Source organism: Dysgonomonadaceae bacterium zrk40 (assembly GCA_016916535.1).
Classification (GTDB): Bacteria; Bacteroidota; Bacteroidia; order Bacteroidales; family Dysgonomonadaceae; genus Proteiniphilum.
In genome coordinates this window covers 1778372-1794167 of sequence record CP070276.1, presented here as the reverse complement: position 1 = coordinate 1794167, position 15796 = coordinate 1778372, and the positions used below count along the sequence as shown (strand labels likewise).

Annotated in this window: 14 protein-coding genes; 2 read left to right on the top strand and 12 right to left on the bottom strand. The window is 41.1% G+C overall.

Annotated features, from left to right (window positions below):
* Positions 1-5: 5 nt before the first annotated feature.
* The 7 genes from JS578_07400 to JS578_07370 form a co-directional block, all read right to left on the bottom strand.
* Entirely contained in the window at positions 6-2237 is a 2232-nt protein-coding gene (locus JS578_07400) for a hybrid sensor histidine kinase/response regulator (protein QRX62725.1), read from the bottom strand.
* 11 nt (positions 2238-2248) lie between these two features.
* Positions 2249-3442, bottom strand: coding sequence for a glycosyltransferase family 2 protein (locus tag JS578_07395; GenBank protein ID QRX62724.1), 1194 nt, complete (start codon positions 3440-3442; stop codon positions 2249-2251).
* A 24-nt stretch (positions 3443-3466) separates the two neighbouring features.
* On the bottom strand, positions 3467-3790 hold the full coding sequence (locus tag JS578_07390) for a hypothetical protein (protein QRX62723.1): 324 nt from the start codon (positions 3788-3790) through the stop codon (positions 3467-3469).
* A gap of 165 nt (positions 3791-3955) precedes the next feature.
* Complete coding sequence (locus tag JS578_07385) at positions 3956-4342, bottom strand: cobalamin-dependent protein (GenBank protein ID QRX62722.1); 387 nt, start codon at positions 4340-4342, stop codon at positions 3956-3958.
* A gap of 5 nt (positions 4343-4347) precedes the next feature.
* Entirely contained in the window at positions 4348-5202 is an 855-nt protein-coding gene (locus JS578_07380) for a glycosyltransferase family 2 protein (protein ID QRX62721.1), read from the bottom strand.
* An 8-nt stretch (positions 5203-5210) separates the two neighbouring features.
* Complete coding sequence (locus JS578_07375) at positions 5211-6665, bottom strand: hypothetical protein (GenBank protein ID QRX62720.1); 1455 nt, start codon at positions 6663-6665, stop codon at positions 5211-5213.
* A gap of 366 nt (positions 6666-7031) precedes the next feature.
* Positions 7032-8147, bottom strand: coding sequence for a glycosyltransferase family 1 protein (locus tag JS578_07370; GenBank protein QRX62719.1), 1116 nt, complete (start codon positions 8145-8147; stop codon positions 7032-7034).
* Positions 8148-8362: 215 nt separating this feature from the next.
* Here JS578_07370 and JS578_07365 point away from each other — a divergent pair, with 215 nt between their 5' ends.
* Both JS578_07365 and JS578_07360 read left to right on the top strand, forming a co-directional pair.
* Positions 8363-9910, top strand: a complete 1548-nt coding sequence (locus JS578_07365; protein ID QRX62718.1) for a sugar transporter — start codon at positions 8363-8365, stop codon at positions 9908-9910.
* A 79-nt stretch (positions 9911-9989) separates the two neighbouring features.
* Complete coding sequence (locus JS578_07360) at positions 9990-10751, top strand: alpha-1,2-fucosyltransferase (protein QRX62717.1); 762 nt, start codon at positions 9990-9992, stop codon at positions 10749-10751.
* Here the strand turns inward: JS578_07360 and JS578_07355 are convergent.
* The 5 genes from JS578_07355 to JS578_07335 are packed head-to-tail and all read right to left on the bottom strand — an operon-like array spanning position 10702 to position 15793.
* On the bottom strand, positions 10702-11934 hold the full coding sequence (locus JS578_07355; protein ID QRX62716.1) for a glycosyltransferase family 4 protein: 1233 nt from the start codon (positions 11932-11934) through the stop codon (positions 10702-10704). The two genes, JS578_07360 and JS578_07355, sit on opposite strands and share 50 nt — an antisense overlap.
* Positions 11931-12902, bottom strand: a complete 972-nt coding sequence (locus JS578_07350; protein QRX62715.1) for a glycosyltransferase — start codon at positions 12900-12902, stop codon at positions 11931-11933. Before JS578_07350 ends, JS578_07355 begins: the two co-directional genes overlap by 4 nt.
* Positions 12881-13504 (bottom strand): acyltransferase, encoded by a 624-nt coding sequence (locus JS578_07345; protein ID QRX62714.1) that lies wholly within the window; start codon positions 13502-13504, stop codon positions 12881-12883. Before JS578_07345 ends, JS578_07350 begins: the two co-directional genes overlap by 22 nt.
* Position 13505: 1 nt before the next feature.
* Positions 13506-14627: a glycosyltransferase family 4 protein gene (locus tag JS578_07340; GenBank protein QRX64958.1), complete on the bottom strand. Its 1122-nt coding sequence runs from the start codon at positions 14625-14627 to the stop codon at positions 13506-13508.
* Positions 14627-15793 carry a glycosyltransferase family 2 protein gene (locus JS578_07335; GenBank protein ID QRX62713.1) on the bottom strand — a complete coding sequence of 389 codons (1167 nt, stop codon included), beginning with the start codon at positions 15791-15793 and terminating at the stop codon, positions 14627-14629. Before JS578_07335 ends, JS578_07340 begins: the two co-directional genes overlap by 1 nt.
* Positions 15794-15796 lie beyond the last annotated feature (3 nt).

Below are 15796 nucleotides of genomic sequence, written 5' to 3'. Positions count from 1 at the left end.
CTTCCTCAAATATATTTCTGAATGGTAGCCAGCAGCAGGTCCCTGTCCAGGGGCTTTGTCAGAAAATCCTTGCAACCGTTCTCCATCAACTCGTTTTTATCCGTATCAAAGGCATAGGCGCTCACGGCGATGATGGGCGGGTAGAAAGGCGATTCTGTGCGAATGGCGCGAATAGCCTCCAGACCGCTCATGACGGGCATCTTGATATCCATCAGGATCAGTTCCGGCTTTCTCGTCTGGAACAATCGTATTGCATGGTCGCCATCCTTTGCATGAATCAGTTCGTAATCGTTGCCAATCATTGCCTGTATCAATTCAAAGTTATCCTGGTTATCTTCTGCCACGAGAATGGTGCTTTTCTCCATATTGCGATTTCCCGACAATGAACTTCTTTGGGCAATCCGTTCAAAAGGATCCTCATCAGAGTCTACAGGCAGCAGCGGTATCCGGCAGGTAAACTGCGTACCGACTCCCAATTGGGAGGTGACCGAGATGTCACCGCCCAGTCGTTCCAGGATGGTCCTGCAGATGGAAAGACCGAGTCCGGTACCCTGTGCAAAGCTGTCCACTTTCACAAATCGTTCAAACACCTTTTCCAGTTTATCTTCGGGAATGCCGATACCGGTATCGTTCACATAGAGCTCCACCCACTCAGATAACAAACGGTATCCGATGGCGATGCTCCCTTTCGTGGTGAACTTCAGCGCATTGTCGATCAGGTTCGAAAGCACCTGTGTAAGCCTATTTCTATCGGTACGGATAGAAATATCCTCTTCAGGCATCTCCAGGAGGAGCGTGGCATTACCGCCATAGAGCTGATAGGTGGCGAATATCTCCTTACAGAGATCGTGCATGCTTACCGCAGAGAAGTTGAAGACAAGCGTTCCCGATTCGATGCGCGAGAGATCAAGCACCTCGTTGATCAGCAACAGCAGGCGTTTGTTGTTCGACTCTATGATCTTGTGAAACTTGAGCCGATCCTCCCGTTTCTCAACATCTGCCATAAGGGCTGAAAAACCAACAATCGCATTGAGTGGAGTCCTTATCTCGTGGCTCATGTTGGAGAGAAAAGCTGATTTCAGACGATCCGACTCCTCTGCTTTCTCTTTCGCCTCCCTGAGCTTATTCTCATAACGCACATGTTCCGAGATGTCACGCCCAAGGTTCCAGATAATGTCTTCCCCGTAATCGTTACGGATGATAAAGGCCGAACATTCAGTACTGATCACGTCATAATCGGGATAGTGGTGGTTACAGATAAACTTCAGTGAATTGTCATTTGCGCGCAAGGATTTCAGAAACAGACTCCATTTATTTTCCTCCTTGAAGTCATCCAGTACGTCATAGGCTTTCAAGTTGCTTATATCAACAGATTCAGGAATATGATTCATCAATCGGCACAACTGATTGGCAAAAATGAGTGTACCATCCAGCTTGGCTGCGAAGATGCTCTCGTTGGTATTGTTGACCGCCAGGGTAATCATTTTCAAACGATCCCAGTTGGATACGATGTCATCAATGTTCTGTGTGTAGCCATCAACTATCAGCTCACCCTTTCGATTATGATACCTGTTAATTATCTTTGAGCGTACATAATAGATCTTATCCTCTACAACCCTATAGTCGTACATATCCACATCACTGCGGGGATTGGTCAAATTATTCTCGATCCTTTCCCTGTCTTCGTGGTACACATGTTCCATGTATTCAGACAGTGGAATAACCACTTCCTCACTGGTTTCAAGGGATATGCCTACATACCCTTCGTAGTAAAGCAATCCGGTGGATTGGTTGTAGCTCCAGTATCCAATCTTTGCTGCCCGGCCGGTTTCCTCTAAACGTTCATTGGCCAGTTGCAATCTCAGTTTCATCTGGCTGCGCTGAGTGATATCGCGGTATTGCAGCAGCAGATGCTCCTCGTCATACTTCTGGATGATACACTTGAAATAGAACATCTTCTCCGGAGCGGGAAGGTCGTAGTTGGCATTGGAGACCTCACCGGTGCGGGCAACGTGCTCGATGGCCGGCTTTAGTTCCTTGAGGGTTTCGTGCGGGAAGCAATCAAAAATATTCCTGCCCAGCAGCGTTCCCTCCTCGTTGACATAAGGGTTGTTCGCCGTTTTGACAATCATATCAACGCAGGTGCCGTCGTTCTTCACCAACAGAAGGGTATCGGTCATCATTTCCAGCAAACGGACAGCTTGACCCTTATCGTGCAATAGACCTTGTGTTTTCATTTCAGATGAATTTATTTGCTTCTCCTGGCTTTTTCCCAGGCGGCATTTCCTTCGAACCTTCTCAGATAAGCCATACCTTTAAAGACGTTGAGATTCATGAAAAGGAAATAGTATGGGATAAACAATATTTTATTCCTGATGGCATGATGTGCCAGGTATGATCCCACCAGGGCGCAGAGGTAAAAGAGGAGCTGCAGCAGGCCCAGGAGCTGATACAACCACGCGGGTTCAGTTTGCAAGAGGATCAGGGCTCCATTCAGTGGCAGTAGCAGAAAGAGTGCAACAGGCGTAACGGTCCAGCGCAGCACCCGGTGGGATGTGTACTGGAAGCTGAGCCACCCGTGACGAAACGGGTTGAGCAGCGCAAGAAGCCTTCCTACAGACTGCAGCCCACCGGCTGCAATACGGACCTTTCTTTTCTCCTCCTCCTGCATGTTGAGAGAGGCAGTTTCCAGGGCATAAGCCTCTTTACAATAATGGATGCGATGGCCTTCGTGTGCGATCTGCAGCGACAGCACGAAATCATCCAGGAGTGTATCGTCCGGCAGCTCCCTGAAGAGCCGGGTACGGATGGCGAAGAGCTCTCCGGCAGCCCCCACAGCCGAGTATAAACGTGAATCAAGCTCCTTCAACAGCGATTCATACCTCCAGTAGGCCCCTTCCCCACCCGACGAAGCGGTATCCATCTCCTTGACGGCGATTCGCTTTTCACCCGCCACACATCCTGTTTGCGGATCCGAAAACGCCTTCACGATCTCCTTCACCGCTTCCCGGTTGATGAGCGTGTTGGCATCGGTAAAGACCACGATGGGTGTTTCCACGAAAGCCATCCCCCGGTTAATTGCGGCGGTCTTACCTCTTCTGTCGGGATGAAAGGAGAGCGTCACCTCCGGATAAGCATTGAGCTTCTCATTGGTAGTGTCGGTAGAGCCATCGGTCACCCAGAAAATTTTCAGCTTCTCCGTGGGATAGTCAATCTCGCGGCAGTTCACCATCTTCTCCTCAACCATCTCCTCCTCGTTGTAGGCAGTGATAAAAAGGGTCACTTCCGGCAACTCATGGGGCAACGCAAGCCGGGGACGGGGACGGAAATGCTCTCTGATCCATACCAGCAGCCAGAGAATGACACCATATCCGATATAGGTATAAAATACCAGGAAAAGAGCGCACCAAAAGAGAGAGGTTAGTATCGTGTCCAAGATCATATCTCCTTACAATGTCATACAGTTTCACGTCACGGTCACTTCTTTCAGAGGCAGTGCAAAGCGGAAGCTGCTCCCCTTGCCCGGTTCGCTGTCCACCCATATCCAGCCACCATGCTTCTCCACAAACTCTTTGCAGAGCAACAACCCGAGTCCGGTTCCTTTCTCACCGGCCGTTCCCTCCGAACACCAGCAGTTTATTATTTTTCCTGAAAACCTGAGCAACGATAGAGTAATTCTCCGATTGGTAATCACCGAAGGTGAGATAACCATTGAACACCATGCTTGAAGAAACGTCCATCGCCAGGATATCATCGAGAGAGGGGTTGAGGAACGATCCACAGGGATCATCCTTCAGCAACGAACTGAATGCTTTGTTGCAGTAAAGCAGTTCCCTCTTTGTGGAGAAAAGGGCGATGTAGAACGACTTGCTTTTCAGCAGCGCATCACCAATCTCAGGAATCCACTCAGACAAGGGGGAGGGATCATTTTCAAATTTCATATCAATGCAGGCTATTATCCATTCAGTTGAAAATGTTTGATGTATATATCAACAATGTTCAGGTCAGGCAGGTATTTCGCGTTGGGATATCTGGCAATCACATCCTGTCCCCCTCTCCTGAATGCCTGTCCACCCACTAAGATAGGTAAATTCGGCTTTTGTTCTCTAATTTTCTGAATCATTTTTTCAAAAACCGGTATATTCGAGTAGATGCTCAGGGAGATGGCCAGCAGGTCAGGTTTGACATACTCCACACATGCAACGATCACCTTCTGATAGAGATCATGCACCGTCATCTGATTGTTCAGGTGTGCATGCACAATTTTTGAGCACTCACCCCTGTTTCCCTCGAGGAGGGCATGCAGGAAATCGGAATTGTCAATTTCGGCAGGTTCTAACATAGCGATCAATCTTTAATCAGGTTCGACTCCTCATCTCTGGGTGGCTTCGTTTGGCGGGTGAAAAAGAAGTTAATGTTCTTCAACCCTTTTATGACTCTCACTTTAAAACTGTTGAACAACGATCCGTCTGCGTTGAGGGTATTGCTGGCAGTAACGGCACGTGCTTTGCGCGAGGTGATCAACTTTATCATACCATATTTCTTCAAGCCTAGGGCCATCGACCCATCTTCGCCTCTTTTCAGTTCCACCCTGTAACTCACCTTTCTGCCATACTCTGTTTCATATGCAAACACCATGCCCCGCACCCCCCTTTCGGGTCGTTTGATGAAAAGCGCACGAATGTAAAGATCTCTTACAGCTTCGTAAAACTTTAACCCCCATTTGGAATGATCCTTATCCGGGATAAAACTCCAGAGGGAAGAGACACCGACGACACCCGGCTTCTCCAGTTCACTGATAATGGTTTCAATGTATCGTGGTGGATACATTGTATCAGAATCGATGCAGATGTAATATTTACCACGAACATGATTCTGTCCACATTCACGCGCAAAACCTGGACCTTTTCTCTCCTCAAAATAGCATGGAACACCAGATACTTGAAAAACCTCCCCGGTGCGGTCGGCTGAATTGTTGTCTACACCGATGATTTCCACCTGGTAGGGGCAGATGTTTTCACTGAGCGACCATAAGCAGCTCAGTAACCTTGTCTCCTCATTGTGGGCGATCACCACTACTGAGGCGATGGGATTCTCATGCTGCATTTGTTGCAGTTTTCCCTTCACCTCTTCCACTAACGCTGCCGGAGCATCGTCAAATGGTTTCTCAAAAACTGTCAGATATTTACTGTACCAGGGCATGCTTTGGTTTATTTACTATATCCGGGTATTCTCATTCCCAACTCATCTTTTTCCGGTGACTTTTTCAGCTTTTCAACGAAATAGAGGGCATCAATTCTATTCGATTCAGTTCTATAGTTAAGATACTTCTCCACAAAGTGCTCAGCATGTTTAAATAGGAAACGGCGACAATCGATGTTCAACATCACACCTCCTTCATAGGGAGCGTAGGAGAGACCGGTCACGGCATCGTTCGATAGGACATCTTTGATTTGGTCGTAGGTGACCCCGTTCAGGTTAACCGTCACGGAGGGATAGTAGAAATATTGTTCAGAAGGCAAAGATATCCGTAATTTCAAAGTATCCCCATTGATCTCATGATCAATACTGCTGTTCACCCTGTAGTAGTTGTATTCATAATACTCCTCCAATGAGGGAAACCAAACGGAATCATCTCCTTTCTTACCGTATTTGTTGTTTAGCCAAAGGAGAAACTGAACAAATGTAACATCCGTACTATGCAGCACCACATGGATAGCTTCCCTCTCCTCTTTATTGTTCTTTAGTTCATATTCAATCCAGTCAGGGATGCCGAATATATTGTCATAAGAAGTTCTTTGCAGAACTTCCTTCTCCAGATCTGAATCGATTTTAAACGGAAAGTGACGCTTGACAACAGGTCCACCTGACTTTGTGTTTTGTGCGGTCATGATACGAATAGAACGATATTTTTTCCCGGCTAACAAATAATTGTAATTCCCATTCGGCTCAGCGAGCACTTTCATCCCTCTGCCATCCAGTTTTTCCAGTGTAATCAGCTGATCTATCTCAAAGTGCTTCACAAGTGAATCTGAATCATTAACCGACTTCGTATTCGTATCATGAAATGCAATACCGGTATCATAGGCCAACATCTCTGTTAGATTTTCCCAGGTCAAAAATCTATATGGGCCAAAACGTCCTAAATCAGCTGCACTTCTCTTTTTTGCTTCCCTAATTACATCCATATCAACAGTGTCAGGAAAAAGAGTAGTTGTGAACGCAAACCGAACCTCATTTCCAGTTCCGTCGGTGCTCCCTAGTGTACTGCCGAGTTCAAAAGCATCCGGTGGCAAATCCCCCGCGGCAAGTTGCCTCGAATTGTAATAATAGCTCTTGGAGAGAGGCTTTCCATTGATTGCTGCCCATGTTGTGCTGTAGGCAGAATAGCTGCAATCATCCTGTGTAAGCATGAAGAGCCACGATTTGTTGTACTTGAGGTGGGGAATCTTAGTCTTTATCTCTTCCGCTTCCGGTGCATTGTCAAGAATGAACGTGATCTCTGCAACAACATTTTGCGCCTCATGATGATAGGGATATTGATAATTGTCATATTCAAAGATGATATTATCTTTATCACCCTCATAAACATCCTTATCTATACACGAAACATGTATAAGGAATAACGAAGTGATAACAATTATTCTAATCATTGAATCAGTCATATATTTTGCCTATTATTTTTTCAGATATCGCATGTGAAAATTCAATATAAAAAACATTGTTCACCTCACCATAATAGTATATCGGTATATCTTTCCAAAAGTATACCAAATTAATTTAATCTCCAAGTCTGTAAGGCTGAAGGGGTACACAACAAGGACTGGGCTTGTGCCCCTCCCACACCTTTCCAATTCCTCTCCCATTCCTCTCCAAAAATTTTGGGAGAGGCACACGCGAATGTCTTGCCAATGTCCCTCCCTTTTGTCACTTATTGAACTTGAAAAAGATGTTGAAGCGAACCAGACAGATGGGAAATGGCTTTATCTGTCTCAATATCGTAAGAAAGCGAAACATTAATTATATCTCTTTTACAAAGCATCAATTACGTTTTGCATCTGTTTCCTCCATGAGAGATGACATACTGACTCACGAATGTCTTTAGCTGAGATCATTAACTGCTGGTAAAATTGCATAATCTGCTTAATATCGATTGGCGAATCATTTGCCGGAATTTTGTATACATATTCCATTTGATCAAAATCAGAATCCATCTCAGAATAAATAAAGGGAATACCTCTGGCTGCATATTCCCTGTTTTTAAGCGTTTTAATAAATGTGATTCCACTTCTATGTCGTCCAAGACTCCCTATCCCAAGATTCGCAAGATCAAATAACTCATCTAATTCAGGTCCATATTGAGGACCATGTAAAATTACGTAATTTTCTAAATGATGATCAGAAATAAGGTTTAATATCTCATCCCGTTCTCTGATACCGAAAAATGCTCCAACAATATGGAAATATACTTTATAAGGTTTCTCAATCCTTTGATAATAATTCGCAAGTCCAGTAATTATTCTGTCAAATCCGTGCCAAAAGTGTATCTCTGCTACACCCAACAAATGCAGTTCTCCCGGATTGTGGGAATTACGTTTCAAACGTAAGGATGAAAAGTCAATTCCATTGGATATCTGGATGGTGCGTTGACCGAAAATCTCCTTCTGGTTCGAAAAGGTGATAATTGCATGAAGTTTTTTGGCAAGACGCTTTCTGGACACTCTATCAATGAAAAGAAAACATTTGCTTTCGAAAGTACTGTACTCCTGATCGTACGGGTAGGTGGGAATCTCCATTACCGTTTTCACACCCACGGTGTTCATCTGTTTGACAAATCGAATCAGGAATGGACTGGCATTGTGTTCAGACCTCATATATACCAACTCAATCTGTTGTTTTTTGATGTAATTTATGATGGTGGCATAATCAATCCTTTTTCTAATTTTTGCCCAAATGCCCGATCCAAGATTCGCCAATACTTTGTCGTCTGCCATCCACAGACGATCCCCATTCTCAGGGTTCACTGTGTAGTAACAGTTCACCACGCTGCACCCGCACTCTTTTAAACCTTTTATCTGTGCGAGTTTTTTCTTGCTAATGCCATTATGAGAATTAAACCCGTGAAAAGACAAGAAAATAATTTTCATAAATTTATCATGTAAAGAATATGAATATTCGATGAAGGCTGAACTGAGTGAGTAAATATGTAATATTTGAGACAAAGTTAAAGAAATTAAATTATTTGAACTATATTTAGACTTAAATTGACGATTTATACGTCCTCTTTATGATTCTGAGCTAATACGAAAGAATTTAAAGAATTGATGCTCCAATAATTGATTACAATTATCTTTGTCGAATAATGTCAACCCGTACTCATAAAAGTGTTCGAAACATAAAAGTGGGTTTATACTTTTATGTTATATCTCTCATCTTAACATTCATTTCCCGGAAAATATTCCTAAATCAACTGGGTGATGATTTTATTGGTTTGGTAGGTACCCTGAACAGTATATTGAACTTACTAAACTTGGCTGAATTGGGAATTGGCTCTAGTGTCAGTTTTTTTCTATATTCGCCACTTCAAAAGAAAAACCGAGATAAGATCAACGAAATCATTTCTGTTCTGGGTTTCTTATATCATAAAATTGGCATAGTCTTATTATCAATAGGAGGAGTTGTAAGTCTGTTCTTCCCATTTATATTTCGACATACTGAAATGTCTATGGGTATTATTTATTTCTCTTTTTATGCATTTCTATTATCTTCTGTCATAGGATATTTTATCAATTATCGACAAGTACTCCTGACAGCCGATCAGAAAACCTATGTCGTCACTGGTTATTTGCAAACAGCCAATATTCTAAAAACCCTTCTACAAATAGTGCTGGCATATTATTTCAAAAATCTTTTTGTTTGGGTCTCAATTGAATTCATTTTCGCCTCTAGTAGTTATATAATCCTGAACTTCAAAATCAAAAAGACTTATCCTTGGTTAGAGTCCAAAGCCAAAATGAAAGGGCAAATATTGTTGAATCAGTATCCTGACATCCTGAAAAAAACAAAGCAGATATTTATTCAAAAATTTAAAGATTTCTTCTTGAATAAGAGCGATGAGATTTTGGTTTTTGCTTTTTTGTCTTTGAAAATGGTAGCCTTCTATGGTAATTATATGATCATAATTAACAAACTGATATATTTGGTGAACATTGTATCTGACGGAATGGGAGCGGGTGTTGGAAATCTTGTTGCCGAGAATAATCACAAAAACACACTTAAGGTCTTTTGGGAACTTACAGCCTTTCGATTTATCATAGTTGGAATTATTATATTTGGTCTGCTGTTGTTCATGCAACCTTTTATTTCTTTGTGGCTTGGGAAAGAGTATCTACTAAGTGATATTGTTTTGTATCTTTTACTCACAAATATTTTTATTTTGCTTTCCAGGGGAGTAGTCCAAATGTATATACATGCTTATGGGCTCTATTCTGACGTATGGGCTTCTTGGACAGAACTTTTAACCAATCTTATGATAACACTTATTGCTGGTTATTATCTCGGAATCTCAGGCATACTATTGGGCAAAATCATTAGTGTAAGCGGTATCGCTTTGATATGGAAACCTTTTTATCTTTTTAAAAATGGAATAAAACTGGAAGTTGTAACGTATTGGAAAGGGATGATACCATTTTACACAATCTTCACATTATTCATTCTTATGATTTTACCCATAAAATATTATTTCGTAGATACCTATGCAACCAACTTTTTCAAACTAGTGATCTGTGTCCTACTTGTGATGATTCCATTACTTCTTATATACATCTTCGTTTTATATAAATTTACCACAGGTATGAAATATTTTGTGGCAAGGTTTCCTTTGGTTTCAAAATTCATAAAAGATAAATAAAATGAAAGTTATTTGCGATGCTCCAGGGCAAACGTGTAATCGTCTGTGGTCCTATATAGCCACTATATCAGAGTGTATTGTGAAAAAGAAGAAAATGATGATACTTTTCTTTGATTACACAATTGAGGATTTTCCTAATTTCAGAAATGCACCATTCATTTTTTTTCCATTGTATCACAAGTGGTTACTGGAAATAGGTGACAATTGGAATAGATTCAAAGGTCTGACATGGAAAGCTACACATAACGCAAAATTGGATAAATTATATTTCTTTCTTGGCTTTTTCAAAGGATGGCATACACGCAAAGATACCCGTTATATATCAATGGCAAAAAAAGAAATCATTAGAATATTCACTCCAAGAAAAGAGATTACAGATAGAGCTTCAAGTGTCATAGAAAATTTAAAGAAAAAATCAGAAATAGTAGTAGGTGTTCACATCAGAAGGGGAGATTACAAGGTCTGGAACAATGGACGATTTTATTATGAACTGGATCAATATCTACTTTTCATGAATAGAATTAAGGAAACTTTCTCTGAAAAGCAAATATCGTTTTTTATTTGCTCGAATGAATGGTTTGAAATTGATAATTTTCCCGGATTATCCTGTTTTCGTTACCAACGAAACGAACCCTCTGCTGAAATCCTTGATTTGCATACACTTTCAATGTGTGATTATATTATCGGTCCTTTCAGTACTTATTCCCGATGGGCGTCATTTATTGGTGAAACCCCAATATGTTTTCTTGAAGAAACACATCAAACATTCACAATGGATAGCTTTTCCGTGATTACTGACTACTTTCATTTTGCAAACGGGAAAGTGATTCAAGATTGGTGAATAGCTGTTGAGATAAAAGATCAAAAAATGTACTTGCAAAACGCTCCTTGCTAAATAGCAATGAACGTTTTTTTGCACCAACGGACATTTCCATCCTTTTTGAGGGATTGTTAAATAAATATGAAACCGCCTCAGCTATTTGCATTGACAAATTTGAAGATTTATCTAAAATAATTGCACATTTATCATCAACCAACTCAGGCATACCCCCAGAATTTGTTACAATCATTGGGAGACCGGCAGCCATTCCCTCGATGCAACTTAATGGACAAGGGTCTTCCCAGAGTGATGGAATAACACATGCATCAGCAGATTGCAAATAAGCAGGAATCATACCATATGAGATAAACCCTGTAAAAATTATTCGATCTTGATAATCAGCAGCTAAATGGTGTAACTCCTTCATATAATCTGTTACAACCATATTATTACCAAAAAAATTTGACCCAATTATCAGCAATTTTAGAGGTATCTTATCCATTAATCTAACTGCTTGAAGTAATTCTTTGACGCCTTTCTCAGGTATCAGTCGCCCTGAGAAAACGACCACAAATTCATTCTCTTTTATCTTGAGATATCTCCTAGAAGAAGACTTGTTATTCGTTTGGAAGAGTGACAGATCTATACCATTGTAACAGGTATGGATAGGTATAGAAGGTTGCTGCTCTTCAACTCTTTTCTTGATATAATCAGAGACAGTAATAACGGATGATAATTTTGATTTTATGGAGGAGGCTTCTTTTGAGTCAACTGATAACAAGTCATTGTGTAGATGCAAAATCAATCGAGCGCTAGGACACACATCACGGACTCTCGTTGCATACCCCGGACGGTTTTCAAGGACTATCACATCAAATAGCTCATTCTTAAGTATCTTAAGTGCTTTATAAAGATAATACTCTATATGAGAATGATAGTAAAATGACTTTTTCTTTGTGATTCCAAATATTTTTCTTTTTACTCGATAAGCAAATCGATCGGTTCTAAAAAAGAGATAGCGGGAATTCTGACTGTTTTTAATTTTATTATCAGGTACTTTTTTATCTATTACGCTCATGACAGTTATCTGGTGAAACTTCATCAGTTCATTGAGTTCTAAATAAGAATCTATTAAGTTCTCTACGGCGCCTCCTTGCAAAGCAGGTACAGGTAATAAACCTGAAGTTAAAACAGCTATTCTCATATGCGTTCTTTTATCATTAATTTGATTCGAGTTGTTGACGGAAATAACAATACAATGTATGATTTCAACGATACATAAAAAGGGTAATGACTTAAGATAATCATTAACAACTGAAATCTTTCATGTATTTCAAGACTCTTGGCATTGTAAACAGCAGCACTAAGCATTTGGAATATAATTCTATTAATCGCTTTTCTTCGATTATATTCCAATCCTTTTCTTAAGTCAAGCAATGTTTCAGCAACTTTAAAATAAGATTTAACTTTATCAATTGAATAGATTTGTGCCATCAAAGAATTTGTCCGCATTCTTCTCTTAAAAAAGAATTTAGGTATATAGCCCACTCTTTCTGCGGTTATGTATAATCTTGCACTGAATATTTGATCTTCATATATTCTTAATGAGGTGTCAAACGTGATGTTCTCTTTGATTAAAAAATCGCGTCTGATAAAATGCAACCATGGAGGTACTCTGTACAAATGCTTGCTCAACATGATGTTTAAAATTTCTACACCACCAAAGATCCGATCAGCAAACTGATTTTGTCTGTTGTAATAGTTACAATCTTCAGATTTGTCCGCAATTTTTATAGCGTCAAAGAATATGAAATCCAAATCCTTCTGAATACAACTTGAATAACAACTTTCCAATGCTTTATCAGTTAAGACATCATCACTGTCCATAAAATATACAAACTCACCTTTGGATTTTTGAAGGCCGAAATTACGAGCCACTGATTGACCCTGGTTTGTTTGCGTGATACAAATTATCCGATGATCCTTTAAAGCCAACTTGTTCATTATAGAGAGACTGTTGTCGGTAGAGCCATCATCAATAATGATGATTTCAAGGTCTTTAAGCGTCTGGTTCATGATGGACCGCACCGCTTCTTCCAGGTATGCTTCTGTATTATACACCGGGATGATTACGCTCACTTTGGGACTGATTAACTCTTTAACTTGATCCACCTTTGTTCTTTATGATCATATTTTTTCAGAATCCTTGCGGGATTCCCCACAACCACACAATAGGGTGGGATTTCTTTTGTGACAACACTACCGGCACCTACAACCACATGCTCTCCGATATGAACTCCAGCCAGGATGGAGCTGTTGGCACCGATCCAGACGTTGTTTTCAATGGTGATTTGATCTGTTACTACACCCTGTTGGTTGATGGTCATCGAAACATCTTCAAAATTATGATTCAATGCGGAGATAACTATATTCTGAGCCAATATCACATTGTTACCAATCATTACTGGACCAATGATGGTATTGCCCATTCCGATTCTCGTGAAGTCACCGATCACGATATCACCAACGGCATTGTTGACAATAGCATAATCTTCTATTACAGAGGATTTACCGAGATTGAAACCATTAAAGGGTACGATATCTTTTCTTACACTCCGGTATATTACCGATCTCTTTCCTTTTTTCATGTAAAGAAACTGCAATGCACGCAACCATAGCCTGGGACGCGTTTTTACCGGGTGCAGCATCAAAAACAGAACTCTTTGTTTAAGTTTCGGATTGCTTTTAATTTTTTCAACAATGGATGTCAACATCTTACCGGGAATTTAAGGTTAGGTATTCGTTCAACAATTTTATGGCAGTTTGTTCCCAAGAGTATCTCTCTGAACGATTCAATCCATATTCAACCTGTTTGTTGTAAATATCTGGGTTATTTTCCAAATCAACAATCGTTTGGGCAATCTTTTCAGGATCGGTCGGATCGGTCAACAATGCCCCATCGCCTGCTATCTCGGGAATCGCTGATCTGTTTGATGAGATCACCGGCACACCACTCGCCATCGCCTCAAGAAGTGGCAGACCAAAACTTTCACGTAATGAGGGATAAAGAAACGCAAATGCTCCCGTATAAACAGACGGAAGATCACCATTCGGAATATATCCGGGGAAGTAGAGTTTGGGTTTGATGTGGGTCAATCCTTCATTGGCTAAGAGAGTATTGATTACAGATTCCTTTAAATCGGCTATCAGTAATGGGAGTTTTCTTTTTGATTTCTGAAGATATATGGCATATGCGATGAGGGTATTTGGTGTATTCTTTTTGGGATCGGTATTCCCCAAAAAGAAAAGGTAGGGTTCTTCAGGAATGTATTTTTTGACAATATCCGGATTTTTTCTTGAGGAATGAAATGCAGCACTCAATCCGTTGTAAATTGTTGTCACCGACTGAGGATCGAGTGTGAGTGTTTGTATGATGTTATCTCTCTCATAATCAGATACTGTGATGATTCGCTTGCATTTGAGGATGATTCGCGGAACTACCCACCTGCGGTAGATGCGACCCAGTCTCTGATAGAGTGATTGATTGGCACCCTTCTTCTTTTCAAGAAAAATGATGTCATGAAGGGTCAGGAACATTGGATAACGAGTGTAAAGAGGTGCAGTATTGCTTGTACAATGCAGCAGATCCGGTTTGATACGATTCAAACAGTGAGGCAATGCAACCTGCTCCCAAAGGAAATAGGTGGGACAGGCAAGTTCAATCAGATGAAAATTGGCGGTTTCCTGAAGACAACGATCCTCACCCGGCTTCACAATGATAAAATATTCATTCACCTTGTCAATTTGCTGCAGCGCTCGTATTGTTTCCACAGCAACATAATCCATGCCGTGCTTGTCCACTCTGAAAATCCTCTGTGCTTCAATGGCTATTTTCATCATTCTTTCTCCTCTTGTCTCTTGTGGATGAACTTCTTGTTGACTCCTCTCAAACGGAACAGGTTGATTACTGTGAAAAGAAACAGGAGAGGGAGTTTTCTCAATGCCTTTTTGAAGGAGGTGGTATACAATTCATCTGGCATTGCCAAACTGAATGCCATGATCAACATGAACAAAACGACCCCCCATTTGATTGAACGTGCCCAATCGAGAAACAACATCACGGAACCAAATAAAATAGGGAAACCAATCAACAGTATCCGAGGTGGTATCAACCACTGGAATATCTTGTCGCAATAATCCAGATTGCCCGATAAGATTGCTTTGGGGAGATAGGGCAACCCTTTTCTCAGAAGATCAAATTGAGCAGCAATCCACCGTCTGCGTTGGTGGTAGTAACCGGTAGAGGTTGATGTTTTCTGATCATAGACATAAAGTTCGGGCAAGTAATCAATAAATATCTCCTCTTTCAGCAAAAGCAATTCCAATTCCTTGTCTTCTCCGGCAGTACTCACCTTCGGAATGGAGCGGGCAAACCATTCGTAATCAAATGCCATTCCGGAGCCAATCAGTGCTGACGAAAATCCGAAACGGACATGTCCTGCCCGAAAAATTGCATTGTTGATCTCTTCACTCACGGAATCCAGTATGGCCACTTCTGCATCCCCTCCCTTTGTGGTTCGGTGAGCCTGAACTGCATGGATACCGAAGTCGTATGCATCATTCATTTTGCTCAGAAAATCAGGCTGTGTATGATTATCAGCATCCAGAATTGCCACGATATCGAAACTGCTTTTGCCAAAATGCGCTATCGCCAGGTTAAGCGCAGCTGCTTTGGTACTGTTTTGATAAGTTGCATTGAGAACCATAACAGAAAGTTGCCGCAATTGCTCATTGGTATCTTTGCTCATCCCATCAGAGATTACAGCAACTGTAAACAAATCTGACGGATAATCCTGCTCCAAAAAGGAGCGGACACTATCTATGATTACCCTGTCCTCTTTATAAGCAGGGAAAAGCACCAATATCCGATGTTGCTTTCTGGCTGGCCGGTAATGGGAGTCCTGTTTTTTTTGTGAGAAAACAGCAAAGAATAGGAGATAGCTTACTGATAAAAAAATCATTAAAAAGAAGATTAGATCCAATATGGAGATCACTTTTTCCATATA